Genomic DNA, 17949 nt, shown 5'->3' on the forward strand with positions numbered 1-17949 from the left:
CGAGTCAATCGGGCAGGCGGGAACGGGTGGCCAGGAATTCCCCTTTTCCGACGGGGACCAGGCACGTGGTGTAGGCCGGGTCGGCCTGGACGGCGGTGATGAAGGGCACCAGCTCCTCGGAATGGGAAGTGGCGTTGTCCACGACCAGCAGCCCGCCCGGGCGGAGCGCCCGGTTGAGATCCGGCCACCACCCCGGGTATTCGGTCCGTTCGGAATCGAGGAAGATGAGATCGAAGGACGCCTCGCCCATGCCGGCAAGCATCACCCCGGCATCCTGCCGGACCTGCGTGATGTGAGGACCAAGACCTGCCCGGAGGAAGTTGCGGGCCGCCAGATCCGCCTTCGCATCGGAATGCTCAACGGTCCAGACATGGCCCCCGGTTGCCAGAGCCGCCTCGGCGAGCCAGAGCGTCGAATAGCCATTGGAGGTCCCGATTTCCAGGATCCGTCGGGCCTGGGTGGATCGGACGAGGATGGAGAGAAAGGCGCCCGTGTCCGGAGTGATGTTCAGCATGCGATCGGCGCGCGCGATCGCCGAGCGGTCGTTCTCCTCGCCGAACTGCGCCAGCTCTGCCAGCAGGGCCTGCAAGGGCGAAGTCATCCCTACCCCCTGGCGCGCGACTACACTTCCGCGATCAGCTCGATCTCGACCTTGGCGCCCTTGGGCAACGCGGCCACCTGGACGGTGCTGCGGGCGGGCTTGGCGGCGCCCAGGGCCTTTTCGTAGACGGCGTTGAAGGCGGCGAAGTCGGCCATGTCCGTGAGGAAGACGGTGGTCTTCACCACGCGGTCCCAGCCGGTGCCGGCGGCGGCCAGCACGGCGGCGAGGTTCTTCAGCACCTGCTCGGCCTGGGCCTCGATGGGGCCGGTGACCATCTCCATGGTCCCGGGCACCAAGGGGATCTGGCCCGAGGTGAAGAGGTGGTTGCCCGAGATCTGGGCCTGGCTGTAGGGGCCGATGGCGGCGGGGGCGTTCGGGGTGGCGATGGTGCGCATGGGGAACTCCAGAGACTCGATTGTGTCAGCCCTTCTTGCCCCAGCGTCGCTTCTTGTGGCGCCAGTTGCGGCTGGTCTTGGGGGGGGGCTGCGGGGGGGCGTCGAAGGGCGAGGCCGGCTGTTCCAGGTCGCCTTCTCCTTCGCCATCCTCCAGGCGGTGCGGGCCGTCCTCGATCTGCTGCTGCACCCACTGGGCGGTGCGGTGCATGAGGGCCGCCAGGCAGAGGCTGGTCTCGATGCGGGCATGGGGCAGAGGGCCCAGCTGGGTGAACACCGAGGGATCCGGCGGGATCACGCGGGGGATGGCGATCTCCGGCAGGGGCATGGGGATGGCGTCGTAGGCCTCCTCCGGGAGGCGTCGCCAGGGCTCGGGCTCGGGCTGCTCGCGGCGCAGGAGGTCCGCCACGGTCTGCTTCTTCTTGGGGGGGCGGCCCCGCTTCTTGGGCGCAGCCACGGCGGCGGCATCCAGGGCCGACTGCAGGGCCTGCAGCACCTCGTCGCGGCTCTTGCCGCGCAGGTCGAAGAGCAGCCAGGGGTCGCGGTCCAGGGCCTCGGCCATGACATAGCAGACGGCCGCCACGTGCTTGCAGGGGTTGGCCCAGTCCGGGCAGTCGCAGTGGGTCTGCAGCTCCTTGGGCACGCGCGGATAGAGGCTGGCGCCCGCCTCGCGGAAGGTCTCGTCCAGGCCCTGGGGCATCTCGCCCGCCAGCAGCGAGGCCACGAAGCGGCTCTCCAGGGCGATGCGGTCGAGGGCCTTCTCCCACTGGGCCGCGGTGAGGGCCGGCAGGCCCAGGGTCACGTTGTAGGTCTTGCGGCCGTGGACCCGGGCCTGGATCTCGCCGGGCTGCACGCCGAAGTGCGACACGTGGCCGTCCTCCGCGTACTTCTTGCCGCGGGGCAGGCGGTTCTCGTAGTCGTCCCCCAGCTTCTCGAGGCCGTTGATCCAGAGGCGGCCCCACCAGGTGGCGCCGAAGCGGTCGGCGTGGCTGATCATTCGGCCACCTCCTTCACTTTGCGGCGGCCCAGCTTGGCGCCGGGCTTCGGCGCGGCGGGCTCATCCCCATTGCCCTCGTCCGGATCCAGCAGCTCGGCATCAGGATCCAGGGCCACCAGGCGGCGCAGGGCGTCGTCGTCGAGTTCCGTGAGCCAGCCTTCGCCGCTGCCCACCACGCGATCCGCCAGATCCCGCTTGGATTCCAGCAGGGCGTCGATCTTCTCCTCCAGCGTGCCGATGGTGACCAGCTTGTGCACCTGCACGTTCTTGGTCTGGCCGATGCGATAGGTGCGGTCCGTGGCCTGGTCCTCCACGGCGGGGTTCCACCAGCGGTCGAAGTGGAAGACATGGGTGGCGGCCGTGAGGTTGAGGCCCACGCCACCGGCCTTGAGGCTCAGCAGCAGCACCGGCGGAGAGTCCGGATCCTCCTGGAAGCTGCGCACCAGCTCGTCGCGGCCTTCGCGGCTGGTGCCGCCATGGAGGAAGGGCGGCTCAAAGCCGAGGGCGTCGTTCAGGTGGATCTGCAGGCGGTCGCCCATCTCCTTGAACTGCGTGAAGACCAGGGCGCGTTCGCCGGCCTCGACCACTTCCTCCAGCATCTCCGTGAGGCGGTCCAGCTTGCCGCTCCGGCCCCGATAAGGTCCTTGCGCCTTGAGGAACTGGCTGGGGTGGTTGCAGATCTGCTTGAGGTGCGTGAGCAGGGCCAGGATGCGGCCCCGGCGCTCGATGCCCGAAGACGCGGCATCCAGTTCCTCGTCCATCTTCTCCACGCGGTACTGGTAGAGCTCGGCCTGTTCGCGGCTCAGGGTGGTGAAGACCTTCATCTCGTGCTTCTCGGGCAGGTCCTGGATGATGGCCTTGTCGCTCTTGAGGCGGCGCAGGATGAAGGGCCCGATGCGCTGGCGCAGCTCGTTGGCGGCGTCGGGATCGCGGTACTTCTCGATGGGCGTGGCGAAGCGCTCCTTGAAGTGGGACTCGCTGCCCAGGTAGCCCGGCAGCCCCGCGCTCATGATGGCCCACAGCTCCGTGAGGCGGTTCTCGATGGGCGTGCCCGTCAGCGCCAGGCGGAAGGCGCCGTGCAGCTTGCGGATGGCCTTGGCCTGGGCCGAGCCCGCGTTCTTGATGGCCTGGGCCTCGTCCACCACCACCATGCCCCAGGGGCGGCTGGCGAAAGTGTCCTCCTCGCGGCGCACCACGCCGTAGGTGGTGAGCACGAGGGTATGGGCCTTGAAGGTGTTGGGCAGGCGGTCGCGGTTGTTGCCGTGGTGCACGAAGACCGGCAGGCTGGGCGCGAACTTGGCCAGCTCCCGCTCCCAGTTGCCCAGCAGTGAGGTGGGGCAGACCAGCAGGGTGGCCGGTCCGAACTCCGGGCTGTGGGTCTGGCGGTGCAGCAGCAGGGCCAGCACCTGGATGGTCTTGCCCAGGCCCATGTCGTCGGCGAGGATGCCGCCCAGGCCCAGGCGCGACAGGCCCTCCAGCCAGGCGAGGCCGCGCAGCTGGTAGGGGCGCAGCTGGCCCTGGAAGCTGGCGGGCTGGACGATGGGCTTGTCGGGCAGGACCTTCAGGTCCTCCAGGGCCGCACCGAAGTCGCCGGCCACCTCCACCTCGATGGCCTCGCTGACGCCGGGGATGCGCGCCGTACCGGTGAGGGCCGCGGCCAGGGCCTCGCCCTTGGTCATGCTTTCGAAGCCGGCGCCGCGGCTGGCCTGGATGACCGTGGAGATCTGCTTGAGGGTCTCGGGATCCAGGGCCACCCACTTGCCCTTCCAGGCCACCAGGGGGTGCTTGAGGCTCGCCATCTGGGCGAAGTCCTCCACGCTCAGGGCGTCGTCGCCCAGCATGAGGGACCAGTCGGCGCTGACGCTGCCCTCCAGCCCCGCCTGAGCCAGGGGCGCGGAGTCCAGCACGTTGCGGGCGCCCAGACGCACCTTGGCGCGCAGGCGCTTGGCACCGCCGAAATCGGCGAGGCCCTCGGGGATGTGGACGAGGAAACCGGCTTCTTTGAGCTGGGCGGCGCCGCGGGTGAGGAAGCCCCAGGCTTCTGTGGGCCGCAGTACCAGGTCCTCGGGCTTCTGGCCCGAGAGAGCCCGCTCCAGGGCCGGGAAGAACGGCACGGCGCGGGCCAGGCCGCGCAGCAGTACCTGGCGGGCCTGCAGCACCTCGGGCTCCGTGGAGGGTTCCCAGAGCTTGGCCACGCCGATGTCGGCGCCGGCCTCGGTCTCCAGGCCCACCTTGAGGATCCAGCCCTCCTCGGCCATCCGGTCCGCGTCCTGCACGGCCTGGAGGGCCGTGGGCACCTCCGGGGTCTCCAGGCGGAGGCTGGGCCGCAGCCACTGGGGCCGGGCGCCCTCGCTCCACTGGGCCAGCTGCTCGCCCAGGGTGCGTTCCGTGATGCCCGTGGTGGGGAACTCCGGCAGCTGGTGGGAGAGGGCCACCATGATGCGCTCGTCCCAGGGCAGGCGGTCCCGCTTGTGGCCCCGCAGCCGGTGGATGAGGCCCAGGCGCGGGTCATCCCCGGCCCGCAGGCCGCCGGACACGAAGCGCATGATGAAGTCGGCGCCATCCTCCAGGAAGGCCGTCAGCACGGCGTCCGCGGCGGGGGGCATGGCCAGGTCGTCCTCGATGTCGAAGGCGTCCAGCTCGCCCAGGGCCACGGTCTTGGTGAAGGCCCAGGTGTCGTTCTCGGGGAAGGCCACGGCCGCCGGGGGCATGGCCTCGGCCAGCTGGCGCAGGGCGGCGCGGTCCGAGGGGCTGGTGAGGCTGATGCCCCAGCGGGCCTTCCAGGGGTTCCCGCGGGTGTCGAGCTGGGGCAGCATGGCGCCGCGCACCACCAGCGACTGCAGCAGGCGCAGGGCCATGGCCCAGTAGCGCAGGGTAGGCCCGGCATTCCCCGGACGCAGGGCCAGGGAGGAGAGCCAGGGGTAGGCCCGCTGCCAGCGCAGGGGCACGGCATGCATCTCCACCAGGGAGCCGTCCGGCAGGAAGATCTGCGCCTTGGCGGGGGTCAGGCGTTCCCGGCCCTGCAGCTCGCCCGGCAGGGTGCGGAGCGCACGCACCCACTCCGCCGCGTCCACGGCCTCGGGCATGCAGAGCAGGAAGCCCCGGTCCTGGGGACGGTACTGGAGGAAGGGATTCAGCATGGGAAGCCGGCCGCCGCTTGGCGGTAGGATGCAAGGCGGGGGGATGGACGATGAAGCTCGGATTCGCAAGCGATCATGCGGGGTTCGACCTGAAGGAGCGGCTCAAGGCCTGGGCCATTGGGCAGGGGCACGACGTGGTGGATTTCGGCACGGATGGGATGGCCTCGGTGGATTACCCGGATTTCGCGCACCGGGCGGCGGAAGGTAGGGATCAGTGGGAGCGCCTGGTGCTGGTCTGCGGATCCGGCATCGGCATCAGCATCGCGGCCAACCGCCATGCCGGCATCCGCTGCGCGCTGGTGACCTCCCCCGAGCACGCAGCACTGGCTCGACAGCACAATGACGCAAACGCCATCGCTTTCGGCCAGCGGCTGACGGATCCGCTCAAGGCAGAATCCTACCTCAAAACCTTCCTGGAAACACCTTTTGAGGGGGGCCGCCACCAGGGACGGGTGGACAAGATCGAGTGGAAGGGCACCTGCTGATGCGTCAAACCGAGGAACTGCGAGCCCTTGGCCTGGAGAAAGGCGTGCAGCTGCACGCCTCCGGCTCCTGCCTGGTGAAGCTCGGCCGCACCCACGTGCTCTGCGCCGCCAGCCTGGAGGAGCGGGTGCCGGGCTGGATGAAGGGCAGGGGCTCGGGCTGGCTCACGGCCGAATACGGCATGCTCCCGGCAGCGACCAACACGCGGTCTGATCGCGAGGCCGCCCGCGGCAAGCAGCAGGGCCGCACCGTGGAGATCCAGCGGCTCATCGGCCGCAGCCTCCGCCAGGCCGTGGATCTCGCCGCCCTGGGCGAGCGCACCCTCACCGTGGACTGCGACGTGCTCAACGCCGACGGGGGCACCCGCTGCGCGGCCATCACGGGCGCCTGGGTGGCCGTGGCGCTGGCGCTGCGCGCCCAGGGGCTGGACTCAGCCCTGGTCCGCCAGGTGGCTGCCGTGAGCGTGGGCATCGTGGAATCGGGGGAAGGGCGCCGAGGTCTGGTGCTCGACCTGGAATACGAGGAGGATCACCTGGCCGCCGTGGACTGCAACCTGGTGGCGGCCCGCCCCACCCTGGGCGGGGAGCTGGAATTGGTGGAGTTCCAGGGCACTGGCGAGGGCCGTGCCTTCAGCCGGGCCGAAGCGGCCGGGCTGCTGGACCTGGGCTTGGCGGGCTGTGCGGCGCTCATGGACGCCCAGGGGGCGGCCCTCAGATGAAACCCGTGCTGCTGGCGCTCGGGCTTTCCGTCCTGCTGGCGGGCCAGACCCCGCCGCCCGGTGTCCCCCCGCCGGGGGCGCCCCGCCGCATCGACGTGGAGGTGCAGCCCGCGGACATGGTGTTCCGCTTCACCCCCCGGGTGACCATCCCCGGCATGCCCCGCGTGGCGGTGGCCCTCAGCGGCGGCGGGGCCCGCGGCCTGGCGCACATCGGCGTCCTCCAGCGCTTCGAGGAGGTGGGCTTCCCCCTGGACAGCGTCACCGGCACCAGCGCCGGCGCCCTGGTGGGCGCGCTCTACGCCAGCGGGTTCTCGGCCAAGGAGATCGAGGACCTGTTCAACCGGCTGGACCTGACCCGCGCCTTCCTGGAGCCGCTGTGGCGCAACCCGGGGGAGACCCTGGGCGAGCAGGAGGAGCGGAGCGACACCTTCCTCTCCATCGAGCGGCACCAGGGTCGCCTTTCGCTGGCCCAGGGTCTCCGCAGCGGGGTCGAGGTCCAGCACACGCTCCAGGGCCTGCTGGCCCGGGGCGCGTATTTCTCGGGAGGCGACTTCGACCGGCTCCAGCGCCCGCTCCGCATCCTGGCCACCAACCTGGAGACGGGGCAGGGGCGGGTCTTTGGGCGGGGCGACCTGGTGGAGGCCGTGCGGGCCTCCATGTCCATCCCCGGCGGCTTCCGCCCCGTCATCATCGAGGGCCAGCAGTACGTGGACGGGGCCCTGGTGGAGAACATCCCCGTCAGCACGGCCAAGGAGGCCTTCCATCCCGACCTGGTCATCGCCGTGGACACCAGCTCGCCCCTGGAGCAGCGGCCGGCCCTGAGCATCCTGTCCGTGGCGGCCCGCAGCCTGGATCTGGTGGTGGAACGGCGCCAGTGGGAAAGCCGCGCCGCCGCGGATTTCGTGATCCGTCCGGACATCCGGGGCGTGAACTTCCTGGAGTACGGCACCGACGGGGCCAAGCTGGTGCGCCAGGGCCGCGAAGGGTTTGACGCCCGCCGGGAGGCCCTGCGGGAGCTGATGCGCAGCCGCCTGAGCCAGGAGCGCCTGGACGCGAGCCAAGTCGCCTTCGAATGCCCCGGCGGGCTGAGCCCGGCCATGGCCGGACTGTTGGCGGAGGGTGTGAAGCCCGGGCCGGATGGCATCCTGCTCCAGGACGCCCAGATCCTGCTCCAGCAGGTGCTCGTCCACGGGCTGGCCCAGGAGGCCTGGGCCACGGTGGATCCGGGGCGCGTCCTCACCATCCACCTGCGGCCCTTCCCGGCGATCCGATCCGTGGAGGTGCAGGCGCCCGATGGCTGGCGGGCCGCCATCCAGAGCGCCGTGGCCGATGCGGTGAAGGTGGGCGAGCCCTTCAATCCCCAGCTGTTCGGCCGGATGATGGGGCACCTGGTCTACCGCTTCCTCATGGAGGGCGGGCCCCTGGTGGATGTGCGGGGTTCGATGTTCGAACCCCAGACCGGGCACCTCCTCATCAGCGTCGACGAGCCCTTCATCACCAAGGTCGAGGCCCGCTCGGCCGCCGGCGCGCCGGTGGCGGAACCCCACCTCCTGCGCCTGCTCGGAGAGTTGAAGGGACGCCCCTTCCGCCCAGCGGACCTGCAGAATCGCGTGGCCTTGGCGGAGCATCGGCTCCACCTGGCAGAACTGCGCTACCAGCTGCGGCCGGATGGCGAGGGGGGCACGGCCATCACCCTCGTCCCCGTCCCGCTGCAGCGCGAGCGGCTCGATCTTTCGCTGGGTTACGAGACCACCCTGGGCAGCCAGGTGGGTCTGGCCTACCGGGCGGTGGACCTGGGCTTCAGGGGCACGGAGCTGCAGCTGAGCGCGGCCCGAAACCGGCTGCAGGAGCGGGCCACGCTCTCCGTCGGGAGCCCCTTCGGCTTCTCGCCCGGCACGGGGGTCGAGCTGGTGGCGGATTACTGGCAGCAGCGGCTGGAGCTGCCCCTGCTGTGGGTGGCGCCCGAGCTGCCGGGCGATGGCCTGGGTGCGCGGATCAGCGCCTCCGACCTGATGCTGCGGACCTTCTTCCGCTTCAGCAACCTGGGCACGGGGAAGGTGAGCCTCGACCTCGGGCGCCGGAACGCCGCCTTCCGGGAGGATGGCCAGCGGCGGACCCAGAACCAGGATGCGGCCTTCCTCTCCGGGGAGTGGGACAACTTCGACCGGCACACCATGCCGCGGGATGGCCTCCTGCTGCGGGCGCGGTTCGGCGCGGGGCATGCCCTCGCGGGTGAGCTGCCCGGAGCCACCTTCCAGCAGAGCTACTTCCGGGCCCGGGGACTGACTTCCATCGGGGAGCACCTGGGCTTCGACCTCGACACGGAGTGGGGCCAGGGGCGGCGCCTGCCCCTGGATCGCTGGTGGGTGCTGGGGGGCCCCTCCTTCGTCATCGGCTCCCGATCCCTGGGCTTCATGGCGCCCAACTTCGCGGCGGTGCGCTTCGGCGTCCCCCTGCGCCTCTACATGGGCCTGGGCCTCACGGTGGAGCTGACCCCCCGCTTCGACCTGGCCTGGGTGGCCCAGGACCCCGCTGACCTGCTCAAGCCCGAGGTGGATTTCCGGGCCCAGGGCACGGGGCTGATGCTGCGCACGACCCTGTCCAATTTCTACGTGGAGCTGGCCTACGGCTTCCTGAAGGTCCGCACCCCCCAGGATGGCGGCCGGGCCGTGGGCAGCTTCAATGTCCTCATCGGCACCCAGCCCTTCGACCTCTGGAAGCGGCATTAGCATCATCCGGGGGTTCCTCGCTCCGCTGCGCTGCGCGAACACCCCCGGGCCCCCACGCTCTGCCCGGCGGAGCCGGGCTTCGCTTTGATGCTCTCCGGGAAGGCCCGCGCTTGGCCAGGCGCCTCCGCCTTCAGGTGGTGAGCGGTCTGTGGTGGTAGGGTCTGTGACCCGATCCACAAGGGTTCCTTCCGGGGCCGCCTGATACCCTGGAGCGTTGGTTTTCAACGCTCTTTGCCGAGGCCGCCATGCGCTACCTGCCCTCTTCCCCTGTCGAGGATCGTGCCCTCCTGGACACCATCGGCGTCCCGGACGCCGAGGCGCTGCTGGTGGGCATCCCGGAGCCGCTGCGCCTGGGGCGGGAGCTGGACCTCCCCACCCAGGGTTCCGAGCAGGAAGTGGCCTGGCAGATGATGGGCCTGGCCAACAAGAACATGCGCTTCTGCGCGCAGTTCCTGGGCGCCGGGGCCTACGACCACTTCGTGCCCTCGGCCATCGACGCCATGATCAGCCGCCAGGAGTGGTTCACGGCCTACACGCCCTACCAGCCCGAGATCAGTCAGGGCACCCTGCAGCACATCTTCGAGTACCAGACCCTCATCTGCGACCTGACGGGCCTGGAAGTGACCAACGCCAGCCTCTACGACGGCGGCACGGCCTGTGTCGAGGCCGCACTGATGGCCGTGCGCGTGGCGAAGAAGCGCAACACGGTGCTCATCAGCCGTGGCCTGCACCCCATGTACCGCGATGTGCTCAAGACCAACTTCGATCCGCACGAGGACCTGCACCTGGTGGAGGTCGGCCTGAAGGATGGCGTCACGGACCTGGCCGACCTGCAGGCCAAGCTCAACGGCGACGTGGCCGCGGTGATGGTGGGCTATCCCAACTTCCTGGGCGTGGTGGAGGACCTCACGGCCCTGGCCGGCCCCGTCCACGCGGCCGGTGCCCTGTTGATCAGCGTCACGCAGGAGGCCTTCGCCTTCGGCTGGTTCGAGGCCCCCGGCAAGGTCGGCGCGGACATGGCCTGCGGGGAGGCGATGTCGCTGGGCAACAAGCCCAACTTCGGCGGCCCCTTCCTGGGCTTCCTGGCCGTGAAGGATGCCCACAAGCGCGAGATCCCCGGCCGCGTGGTGGGCCAGACCAAGGATCTGGAGGGCCGCACGGGCTACGTGCTGACCCTCACCGCCCGCGAGCAGCACATCCGCCGCGACAAGGCCACTTCCAACATCTGCTCGAATCAAGGTCTCGTGGCGTTGCGCGCCAACATCTTCATGCAGCTGGCCGGCCCCGAGGGGCTCAAGGGCCTCGCCGAGCAGAACGCCGCCAAGGCCCAGTACCTGCGCCAGCGCCTGCTGGAGCTGCCGGACATGGAGCCGGTGGGTGACCAGCCCTTCTTCAACGAGTTCGTGCTGCGCTACACCGGCGACTACGCCGCGCTGCAGGAGGCCTGCCTGAAGGAGAGCCTGCTGCCGGGCCTGGACCTGGGCCGCTTCTATCCCGAGTACGCGGGCTGCATCCTCTGGTGCGCCACGGAACTCCACACCCGCCAGATGATCGAGAGCCTCGTCGAGATCCTGGCCCGCGTCCCCGCCACGGTTTGAGGAGAGAGCCATGTTCCTTCGTCAGCGCGAACCCCTCTCCTTTGAACGCTCCGTCCCCGGCAAGCGGGGCATGGACCTGCCGAAACTCGACGTGCCCGCCGCCCAGGACACCCGTCCCGCCCACCTGAAGCGCCGCGGTTTCGACGCCTTGCCCGAGCTGAGCGAAGTGGAGGTCATCCGCCACTTCACCCGCCTCTCCAAGTGGAACTACGGCGTGGACGACGGCATGTATCCGCTGGGCAGCTGCACCATGAAGCACAACCCGCGGCTGAATGAAAAGGTTGCCGGCATGCCGGGCTTCACGGACAGCCACCCCATGGCGCCGGACGCCCTCGTCCAGGGCAACCTGGAGATGCTCTACACCCTACAGGAGTGGCTGAAGGAGATCACGGGCCTGCCCGGTGTCACCCTGCAGCCCAGCGCCGGCGCCGCCGGCGAGCTCACCGGCGTCATGCTCATCCGCGCCTACCACCTGAGCCACGGCCGCAAGCGTCGCGTCATCCTCATCCCGGACAGTGGCCATGGCACCAACCCCGCCACCGCCGCCATGGCGGGCTACGAGGTGGTGGAGCTGCCCTCCGGCCCCGATGGCACCATCAGCTTCGACGACGTCACCGATCCCGTGAACGGCAAGGTGCGCAAGGGCCTCAAGACGCTGGTGAGCGAGCTGGGCAGCGAGATCGCCGGCGCCATGATCACCAACCCCAACACCATCGGCGTCTTCGAGTACCGCTTCAAGGAGATCAGCGACCTGCTGCACAGCGTGGACGCCCTGGTCTACATGGACGGCGCCAACATGAACGCGCTCGTCGGCGTGGCGCGGCCCGGTGACTTCGGCGTGGACGTCATGCACCTGAACCTGCACAAGACCATGTCCACGCCCCACGGCGGCGGCGGTCCCGGCGCCGGTCCCGTGTGCTGCGGCGCAAACCTCATGCCCTTCCTGCCCGTGCCCGTGGTCGTGCGCGACACCGTGAAGGTAGGCGAAGGGGAAGTGCCGAAGCACAGCTACCGCATGGACTGGGACCAGCCCCAGAGCATCGGCAAGGTGCACACCTTCTACGGCAACTTCGGGATCCTGGTGCGGGCCCTCACCTACTGCCTGAGCCACGGCTCCGACGGCCTGAAGGAGGCGACCCTGCGCGCCATCGTCAACGCCAACTACATCCGCACCCGCCTGAAGGGCGCCTACGCCCTGCACATCGACTCGCCCACCCTGCACGAGGTGGTCTTCAGCGACACCCACCAGGCCAAGCACGACGTGCACACCCTGGACATCGCCAAGCGCCTCATCGACCACGGCTACCACCCGCCCACGATCTACTTCCCCCTGATCGTGCCCGGCGCGCTGATGATCGAGCCCACGGAGAGCGAGGGCAAGGATGAGTTGGACGCCTTCTGCGACACCATGCTCGCCATCGCCAGGGAAGCCGAGGAGAACCCCGACGCCCTGCACCAGGCCCCGACCCTCGCGCCCCTGCGGCGCATGGACGAGACCACGGCCGCCCGCAAGCCCGTGCTGCGGTGGACGAAGGGTTGATCCTTCCCCATGCGAAAAACGCGGGCCATCCGGCCCGCGTTTTTCGTTGGCCTCCGCCTGCGGCGGAGTCGGAATCAATCGTGCGGGATGAGGTGCACGGCCGCGGCCTTGAGGATGGCGCAGACGCCGTCCCCTTCTGAAAGCCCGAGGTCGGTGCAGGCCTGGCGCGTGACGAGGCTCTCCAGGGGGAAGCCGCAGTCGAGGCTGATGCGGACCAGGGACCCTTCCGGGTTCAGGGCGGTGATGCGGGCGGGGAGTCGGTTGCGGGCCGTGGATCCGGAGCCGGCTCCGCTGCCGCGCTCCACGGCCACGTCCTCGCCGCGGATGCAGATGAAGACCTCCCAGCCCAGTCCACCCGGGTCGGCGGCGAAGATGCGGGCCGAGCCCACGGCGATGGTGGCCATGCCCCCCACGATGGATTCGATCTGGCCGCGCACTACGGTCTCCACGCCCAGGATCCGCGCCACGGCGGGATCCGTGGGGCGGTCGAAGACCTGCTGGATGTCGCCGCACTGGCAGACGCGGCCCTGGTCCATCACCACCAGGCGGTCCCCGAGCTGGAGGGCCTCGGCACGGTCATGGGTCACCAGCACGGTGGGGATGTCGAGGGTGCGGAGCAGGTCGCGCAGCTCCTTGCGCAGCCGCACCTGGGAGGGCCGGTCCAGGGCCGTCAGAGGCTCGTCCAGGAGGAGCAGGGCCGGCTTCCGGGCCAGGGCCCGGCCCAGGGCCACCCGCTGCTGCTGGCCACCGGAGAGCTCGCCGGGGTGGCGGCCCTCCAGGTCCCGGAGATCCAGCAGGGTGAGGAGCTCGTCCACCCGGGCGCGCCGCTCGCGGGTGCCGAGCGAGGCCAGCCCGTAGCCGAGGTTCGCGGCCACGCTGAGGTGCGGGAAGAGGGCGTAGGCCTGGGGCAGGAAGCCCAGGTCGCGGGCCTGGGGCGGACGGTGGATGCCCCCGGCGGCATCGGACCAGGTGGCGGCGCCGAAGCGGATGCTGCCGCGATCCGCCCGCTCCAGCCCGGCCAGGAGGCGCAGGGCCGTGGTCTTGCCCGAGCCCGAGGGCCCGAACAGCACGGTCACGGAAAAGCCCGGCTGCGGGATCTCGAAGCGGGCCTCCACGGCGGGGCCGCCCCGGTAGTGGCGCTCGGCGTCCGCCAGCAGATGGGGGCCGCGGTTCAGATGAGCGTCCACGGCTTCCTCTGGTGGCGCCGCAGGGCGTAGGTGAAGGTGAGCACCAGGAAGGACACGCCCAGCAGCAGCGCGGCGGTGCGGGCCGCGGGGGCGTAGTCCATGGCCTGCACCTGGTCGTAGATGGCGATGCTCACGGTGCGGGTGCGGCCCGGCAGGTTGCCGCCCACCATGAGCACCACGCCGAACTCGCCCAGGGTGTGGGCGAAGCTGAGCACCACGCCCGTGAGGATGCCCGCCCAGCTGAGCGGTGCGATGACGCGCAGGAAGGTGCGGACCCGCGATTCGCCGAGACACCAGGAGGCCTCGATGAGCCCGCGGTCCACGGCGGCGAAGGCGGCGGCCAGGGGCTGGATCATGAAGGGCAGGCTGTAGAGCACGGAGGCCAGGAGCAGGCCCTCGAAGGAGAAGGGCAGGGTGCGGCCGAAGAGGTTCTCCCAGGCGCGGCCGAAGGGGCTGCGGGGCCCCATGGCCATGAGCAGGTAGAAGCCCAGCACCGTGGGGGGCAGCACCAGGGGCATGGCCACCACGGCCTCCACCAGGAACTTCCAGCGCCGCCGGGAGTAGGCCAGCCAGTAGGCCAGGGGGAGGCCCAGGATGAGCAACGAGGCCGTGGTCAGGGCGGCGAGCCCGAGGCTCAGGCGGATGGCCTGCCAGTCCATCAGCGGGCCGCCACCACGAAGCCGTACCGGCGGAGGATCTCCACCGCGGGCGGGGACTGCATGAAGGCGCGGAAGGCCAGGGCGTCGGCGCGGTTCCGGGCGTGGTTCAGGATCACGCCGCCCTGGTCCAGGGGCGGATGGGCGTCCTCGGGCAGCTCCCAGAAGCGGCCGGAGGCGGCCATGACGGGGGCCTTGGCCAGGGACAGGGCCAGGATGCCGATGTCGGCGGCGCCGGTCTGCACGAACTGGGCAGTCTGGCCGATGTTCTCGCCGAAGACCAGGCGCGGCTGCACGGCCGCCAGCATTCCGAACTTGGCGAGGGCCGCCTCGGCCGCCCGGCCATAGGGCGCCACCCGCGGGTTGGCGATGGCCACCCGCTTCGCCGCGGGGTGCAGCAGGGCCTTCATGCCCAGCTGCTCCACGGGGATGGGGGAGGCCTTCGGCACCCACAGCACCAGGTGGCCCCGGCTGTAGAGGAACTCCGTGGTGCCGTCGGCCACGCCCGCTTCCACCAGCTTCTTCGGATAGCTGAGGTCCGCTGAAAGGAAGAGGTCGAAAGGGGCCTTGTTCATCAGCTGGGCATGGAAGTTTCCGGAGGAGCCGTAGGTGATGGCCACCTCCACGCCGGGATGGGCCTTCATGAAGGCCGCCTTCACCTCCACCAGGGCGAACTGCAGGTCGGCGGCCGCGGCGATGGCCAGCTGCGGCGATTCCGAACGGCCGACCAGGGCCATCAGGCAGAGCAGCAGGATCCTGAGCTGGAACATGCGGTGGTCCTTGAACGCCCTGTTCGGGGTCCCTCCCATCATGCCCCTTGGGGCGGGTCCGCTCCAGCCTGCGCTTGCGGCGGGAAGCGGCCCCGCCCGGATTGCAGGTGCGCCCGGGGGTGGGCTCGGTTCTAATCGAGGGCAGGTCCCAAGAAGGAGCTCGCGTGTCCTTCATCCACCAGCGGTCCATCGCGGCCCAGGTCCGGGTGGCACTGGGCCTGCTCGCGCTCCTGATGATGATGGGTTCCCTGGGGATGCTGGTGCTGGCCCGCCGGGCGGCCCGCCAGGCGAGCGACGTGTACCGGGACCACCTGCAGCCGATGCTGTGGCTCATGGAGGTGTCGGAGGCCTACTCCGTGGACATCACCATCTCGTTCCGGATGGTGCGCGCCGGGCGGATGTCCTCCGAGGAGGGGCTGCGCCGGCTCCGGGAGGGGGAAGCCAAGGCCCGGCGGAACTGGGCGGCGTTCCGGGCGAAGCGGACGACGACGCCGGCGATCCAGGAGACGGAGGCGGAGCTGGCGCGGCTGGAGACGGTGGGCAATCAACTGGCCGCCATGCTCCCGGACGGCATGAGCAAGGAACTGGGGGTCTTTGGAGACCACCAGTGGCTGCCGGAGGTGCTGAACTGCTCGCGGATCCTCGAGCAGCTGCGGAACGAGGAGGATCGCCGGGCCGAGACCACCATCCAGGCCCTGGAGCTCAGCTCCCAGCGGACCACCCTGGGGGGCCTGTCCCTGATGCTGGTGTCGCTGGTGCTCGCCCTCGGGCTGGGGCAGGCCTTCGCCTCGCACCTGCGGAAGGGCGTGAACTCCCTGGTGGCGCGGCTACAGAGCGTGGCCGACGGGAACCTCGAGCCACCTCCGGTGGCCCCCGGGGGCAGCGAACTGGCCAGCGCGGAGCGGCAGCTCAACCGCACCGTCGCCCACCTGCGGCAGCTGATCACGGAGAACCAGGCCCAGAAGGCCCTGGAACAGGCGATCCTGGACGGGGCCCACGCCATGATCATCGGCCTCGACCTCGAAGGGCGGGTCAGCCGCTGGAACCACTCGGCGGAGCTGCTCCTGGGCCATCGCGCCGAGGAGGTCATCGGCCGGGCCACGCCCGCGCTCTGGCGGCTTCCCGAGGAGATGGCCGCCCTGGCCGTGGAGATCGGCGAGCGGGTGGGGCGGACCCTGGCCCCGGGCCTCGAAACCCTGCAGGTGGCCGCGACCATTCCGGGCTTCGCCACCGAGTGCCACTTCCGCGCCAAGGACGGGTCCCTCATTCCCGTGCTGCTGACCATCTCCCAGGTGCGCGGCCCCGAGGGGGCCCTGCTCGGCACCATGGGCGTGGCCCTGGACCTGAGGGACCTGGATCGCCTTCGGAAGGAGCTGCGTGCCAGTGAGGACCGCTACCGCCTGCTGGCGGAACGGCTGCCGGACGTGGTCTACCAGTCGCAGATCTGGCCCGACGGGCGACGGACCTGGCCCTTCATCAGTCCGCAGTTCCAGACCTTCTATGGCGTGGAACCCGGCGCGCTGGAGCGCGATCCGGGCTATTCCTTCAACAAGCTCCATCCCGAGGACCAGGCCGGATTCCTCGCCTGCCTGGAGGAGGCCACCTCCCGCATGGGGCCCATGACCTGGGAGGGGAGGTCCTTCACGGAGCGGCCGGGTGAGCTGAAGTGGATCCGGGTCCGGAGGAGCCCCACCCCGCAGCCCGATGGCAGCATCCTCTGGGATGGCGTGCTGGAGGACATCACGCGGCTCAAGCAGTCCGAGGAGGCCCTGCGCCTCAGCGAGACCCGGGCCCAGGATGCCTCCCGGGCCAAGAGCGCCTTCCTGGCCAGCATGAGCCACGAGCTGCGGACCCCCCTCTCGGCCATCCTCGGCTACTCCCGACTCATGGCCCGGGACCTGGGCCGCAGCGAGGAGGACCGCATCCAGCTCGAGCAGGTGCTCCGGGCGGGGGAGCACCTGCTCGCCCTCATCAACGACGTGCTCTCCCTCTCGAAGATCGAGGCGGGGAGGATGGAGTTGCGCTCCGCCGCCTTCTCCCCGGCGGAGCTGGTGCGGGAGCTGGAGGCCCTCTTCCGCCTCTCGGCCCTGAGCAAGGGGCTGGCCTTCGAGATCGAGGCCCGCGGCCTGCCCACCCTGGTCGAGGGGGACCAGCCGAAGCTGCGCCAGGTGCTGGTGAACCTGCTGGGCAATGCGCTGAAGTTCACCGCCCACGGCACGGTGAGGCTGTCCGTGGCCTGGCGCGGCGGCATCGGCGCCTTCCGCGTGGAGGACACGGGCCCGGGCATCCCGGCCGAGGAGCAGGTCCAGATCTTCGCCGCCTTCCACCAGACGGCCCTGGGGCACACCAGCGGCGGCACGGGTCTCGGGCTCCACATCAGCCAGGCCCTGGTCTCCCTCCTGGGCGGCCAGGTCCGCATCGACAGCCGCCCCGGCGAGGGCTCGCGCTTCGACTTCGAGATCCCGCTGCCTGAGCCGGAGGGCCCCGTCGTCCTGCCTTCGCGGGGGCGGGTGGTGCGCCTGGCCGGAGGGGAGGCGCCCCGGAAGCTGCTGATCGTGGACGACCGCGTCGAGAACCGGGACATGCTGGACCGGCTGCTCAGGCTGGTGGGCTTCCACTGCAGCCTGGCCGAACACGGGGCGGCGGGCTTGGAGCAGTGGCGCGAGGGGCACCCGGACCTGATCCTCATGGACCTCCGGATGCCGGTCCTGGATGGCTTCGGGGCCGTGGAGCAGCTGCGGCGCCTGGAAGTGGAGCTGGGGCGCGCCCGGACGCCGGTGCTGGCCATCAGCGCCAGCGTCTACGACGTCAGCACGGAGGACCTGATCCGCCGGGGCTTCGATGCCTTCCTCACCAAGCCCATCGACGAGGACCAGCTGTTCGCCAGCCTGGAGGACCTTCTCGGCGTCCGCTTCGAGCGGCGGTCCCTGCCCGGGGAGCCCGGACCCGTTCCGCTGGATGGCCTGGCCCATCAGCACTCGGACTGGCGTGCCCGCTTCCTCGACCAGGTGGCCAGCGGCGACCTGGAGGCCGCCGAGGCCCTGCTGAGGGAACTTACGGATTCCGGCCTCGCCGAAGCCACCCGGGCTGCCCTCCGCGCCTATAATTTCGAAGACATCCTGAAACAACTCCGCTGAG

Annotated in this window: 13 protein-coding genes; 6 read left to right on the forward strand and 7 right to left on the reverse strand. The window is 70.4% G+C overall.

Translation table 11 applies throughout. From position 1 onward, the window contains the following. Positions 1-4: 4 nt before the first annotated feature. The 4 genes from QOZ81_RS00665 to QOZ81_RS00680 are packed head-to-tail and all read right to left on the reverse strand — an operon-like array spanning position 5 to position 5130. Entirely contained in the window at positions 5-601 is a 597-nt protein-coding gene (locus QOZ81_RS00665; protein ID WP_366082460.1) for an O-methyltransferase, read from the reverse strand. Between the two features lie 20 nt (positions 602-621). Beyond that, complete coding sequence (locus tag QOZ81_RS00670) at positions 622-996, reverse strand: RidA family protein (protein ID WP_291203139.1); 375 nt, start codon at positions 994-996, stop codon at positions 622-624. Positions 997-1021: 25 nt separating this feature from the next. Further along, a complete protein-coding gene (locus QOZ81_RS00675) occupies positions 1022-1990 on the reverse strand; it encodes an SWIM zinc finger family protein (protein WP_291203136.1) in 969 nt (322 codons plus the stop codon). After that, entirely contained in the window at positions 1987-5130 is a 3144-nt protein-coding gene (locus tag QOZ81_RS00680; protein WP_291203133.1) for a DEAD/DEAH box helicase, read from the reverse strand. Before QOZ81_RS00680 ends, QOZ81_RS00675 begins: the two co-directional genes overlap by 4 nt. A gap of 50 nt (positions 5131-5180) precedes the next feature. Here QOZ81_RS00680 and QOZ81_RS00685 point away from each other — a divergent pair, with 50 nt between their 5' ends. The 5 genes from QOZ81_RS00685 to gcvPB all read left to right on the forward strand — a co-directional run bounded on the left by QOZ81_RS00685 (position 5181) and on the right by gcvPB (position 12198). Beyond that, a complete protein-coding gene (locus QOZ81_RS00685; protein WP_291203130.1) occupies positions 5181-5615 on the forward strand; it encodes an RpiB/LacA/LacB family sugar-phosphate isomerase in 435 nt (144 codons plus the stop codon). Beyond that, positions 5615-6331 (forward strand): ribonuclease PH, encoded by a 717-nt coding sequence (rph, locus tag QOZ81_RS00690; protein ID WP_291203127.1) that lies wholly within the window; start codon positions 5615-5617, stop codon positions 6329-6331. The genes QOZ81_RS00685 and rph overlap by 1 nt, the downstream gene beginning before the upstream one ends. After that, positions 6328-9060, forward strand: a complete 2733-nt coding sequence (locus QOZ81_RS00695) for a patatin-like phospholipase family protein (protein WP_291203124.1) — start codon at positions 6328-6330, stop codon at positions 9058-9060. Before rph ends, QOZ81_RS00695 begins: the two co-directional genes overlap by 4 nt. A 245-nt stretch (positions 9061-9305) precedes the next feature. Further along, a complete protein-coding gene (gene gcvPA, locus QOZ81_RS00700; protein ID WP_291203121.1) occupies positions 9306-10658 on the forward strand; it encodes an aminomethyl-transferring glycine dehydrogenase subunit GcvPA in 1353 nt (450 codons plus the stop codon). A 10-nt stretch (positions 10659-10668) separates the two neighbouring features. Continuing rightward, positions 10669-12198 (forward strand): aminomethyl-transferring glycine dehydrogenase subunit GcvPB, encoded by a 1530-nt coding sequence (gcvPB, locus tag QOZ81_RS00705; RefSeq protein ID WP_291203118.1) that lies wholly within the window; start codon positions 10669-10671, stop codon positions 12196-12198. A 74-nt stretch (positions 12199-12272) separates the two neighbouring features. On the opposite strand, the gene QOZ81_RS00710 is transcribed toward gcvPB, so the two are convergent. Genes QOZ81_RS00710 through modA form a run of 3 tightly spaced genes read right to left on the reverse strand, consistent with a single transcriptional unit; the run spans position 12273 to position 14811 of the window. Continuing rightward, on the reverse strand, positions 12273-13385 hold the full coding sequence (locus QOZ81_RS00710) for an ABC transporter ATP-binding protein (RefSeq protein WP_291203114.1): 1113 nt from the start codon (positions 13383-13385) through the stop codon (positions 12273-12275). Then, positions 13370-14044, reverse strand: coding sequence for a molybdate ABC transporter permease subunit (gene modB, locus QOZ81_RS00715; protein ID WP_291203111.1), 675 nt, complete (start codon positions 14042-14044; stop codon positions 13370-13372). Before modB ends, QOZ81_RS00710 begins: the two co-directional genes overlap by 16 nt. After that, the gene (modA, locus tag QOZ81_RS00720; RefSeq protein WP_291203108.1) at positions 14044-14811 is read right to left on the reverse strand and encodes a molybdate ABC transporter substrate-binding protein; all 768 of its coding nucleotides are present in this window, start codon (positions 14809-14811) and stop codon (positions 14044-14046) included. Before modA ends, modB begins: the two co-directional genes overlap by 1 nt. 164 nt (positions 14812-14975) lie before the next feature. Between modA and QOZ81_RS00725 the strand changes: the two genes are divergently transcribed. Further along, entirely contained in the window at positions 14976-17948 is a 2973-nt protein-coding gene (locus tag QOZ81_RS00725) for an ATP-binding protein (protein ID WP_291203105.1), read from the forward strand. Position 17949 lies beyond the last annotated feature (1 nt).

This window comes from Geothrix sp. (assembly GCF_030219325.1).
Taxonomy (GTDB): Bacteria; Acidobacteriota; Holophagae; order Holophagales; family Holophagaceae; genus Geothrix.

What these genes read in the sequence shown, in the direction of transcription:
- QOZ81_RS00665 (WP_366082460.1), bottom strand. Translation starts at nt 601, where the DNA reads ATGACTTCGCCCTTGCAGGCCCTGCTGGCAGAGCTGGCGCAGTTCGGC.
- QOZ81_RS00670 (WP_291203139.1), bottom strand. Translation starts at nt 996, where the DNA reads ATGCGCACCATCGCCACCCCGAACGCCCCCGCCGCCATCGGCCCCTAC.
- QOZ81_RS00675 (WP_291203136.1), bottom strand. Translation starts at nt 1,990, where the DNA reads ATGATCAGCCACGCCGACCGCTTCGGCGCCACCTGGTGGGGCCGCCTC.
- QOZ81_RS00680 (WP_291203133.1), bottom strand. Translation starts at nt 5,130, where the DNA reads ATGCTGAATCCCTTCCTCCAGTACCGTCCCCAGGACCGGGGCTTCCTG.
- QOZ81_RS00685 (WP_291203130.1), top strand. Translation starts at nt 5,181, where the DNA reads ATGAAGCTCGGATTCGCAAGCGATCATGCGGGGTTCGACCTGAAGGAG.
- rph (WP_291203127.1), top strand. Translation starts at nt 5,615, where the DNA reads ATGCGTCAAACCGAGGAACTGCGAGCCCTTGGCCTGGAGAAAGGCGTG.
- QOZ81_RS00695 (WP_291203124.1), top strand. Translation starts at nt 6,328, where the DNA reads ATGAAACCCGTGCTGCTGGCGCTCGGGCTTTCCGTCCTGCTGGCGGGC.
- gcvPA (WP_291203121.1), top strand. Translation starts at nt 9,306, where the DNA reads ATGCGCTACCTGCCCTCTTCCCCTGTCGAGGATCGTGCCCTCCTGGAC.
- gcvPB (WP_291203118.1), top strand. Translation starts at nt 10,669, where the DNA reads ATGTTCCTTCGTCAGCGCGAACCCCTCTCCTTTGAACGCTCCGTCCCC.
- modB (WP_291203111.1), bottom strand. Translation starts at nt 14,044, where the DNA reads ATGGACTGGCAGGCCATCCGCCTGAGCCTCGGGCTCGCCGCCCTGACC.
- modA (WP_291203108.1), bottom strand. Translation starts at nt 14,811, where the DNA reads ATGTTCCAGCTCAGGATCCTGCTGCTCTGCCTGATGGCCCTGGTCGGC.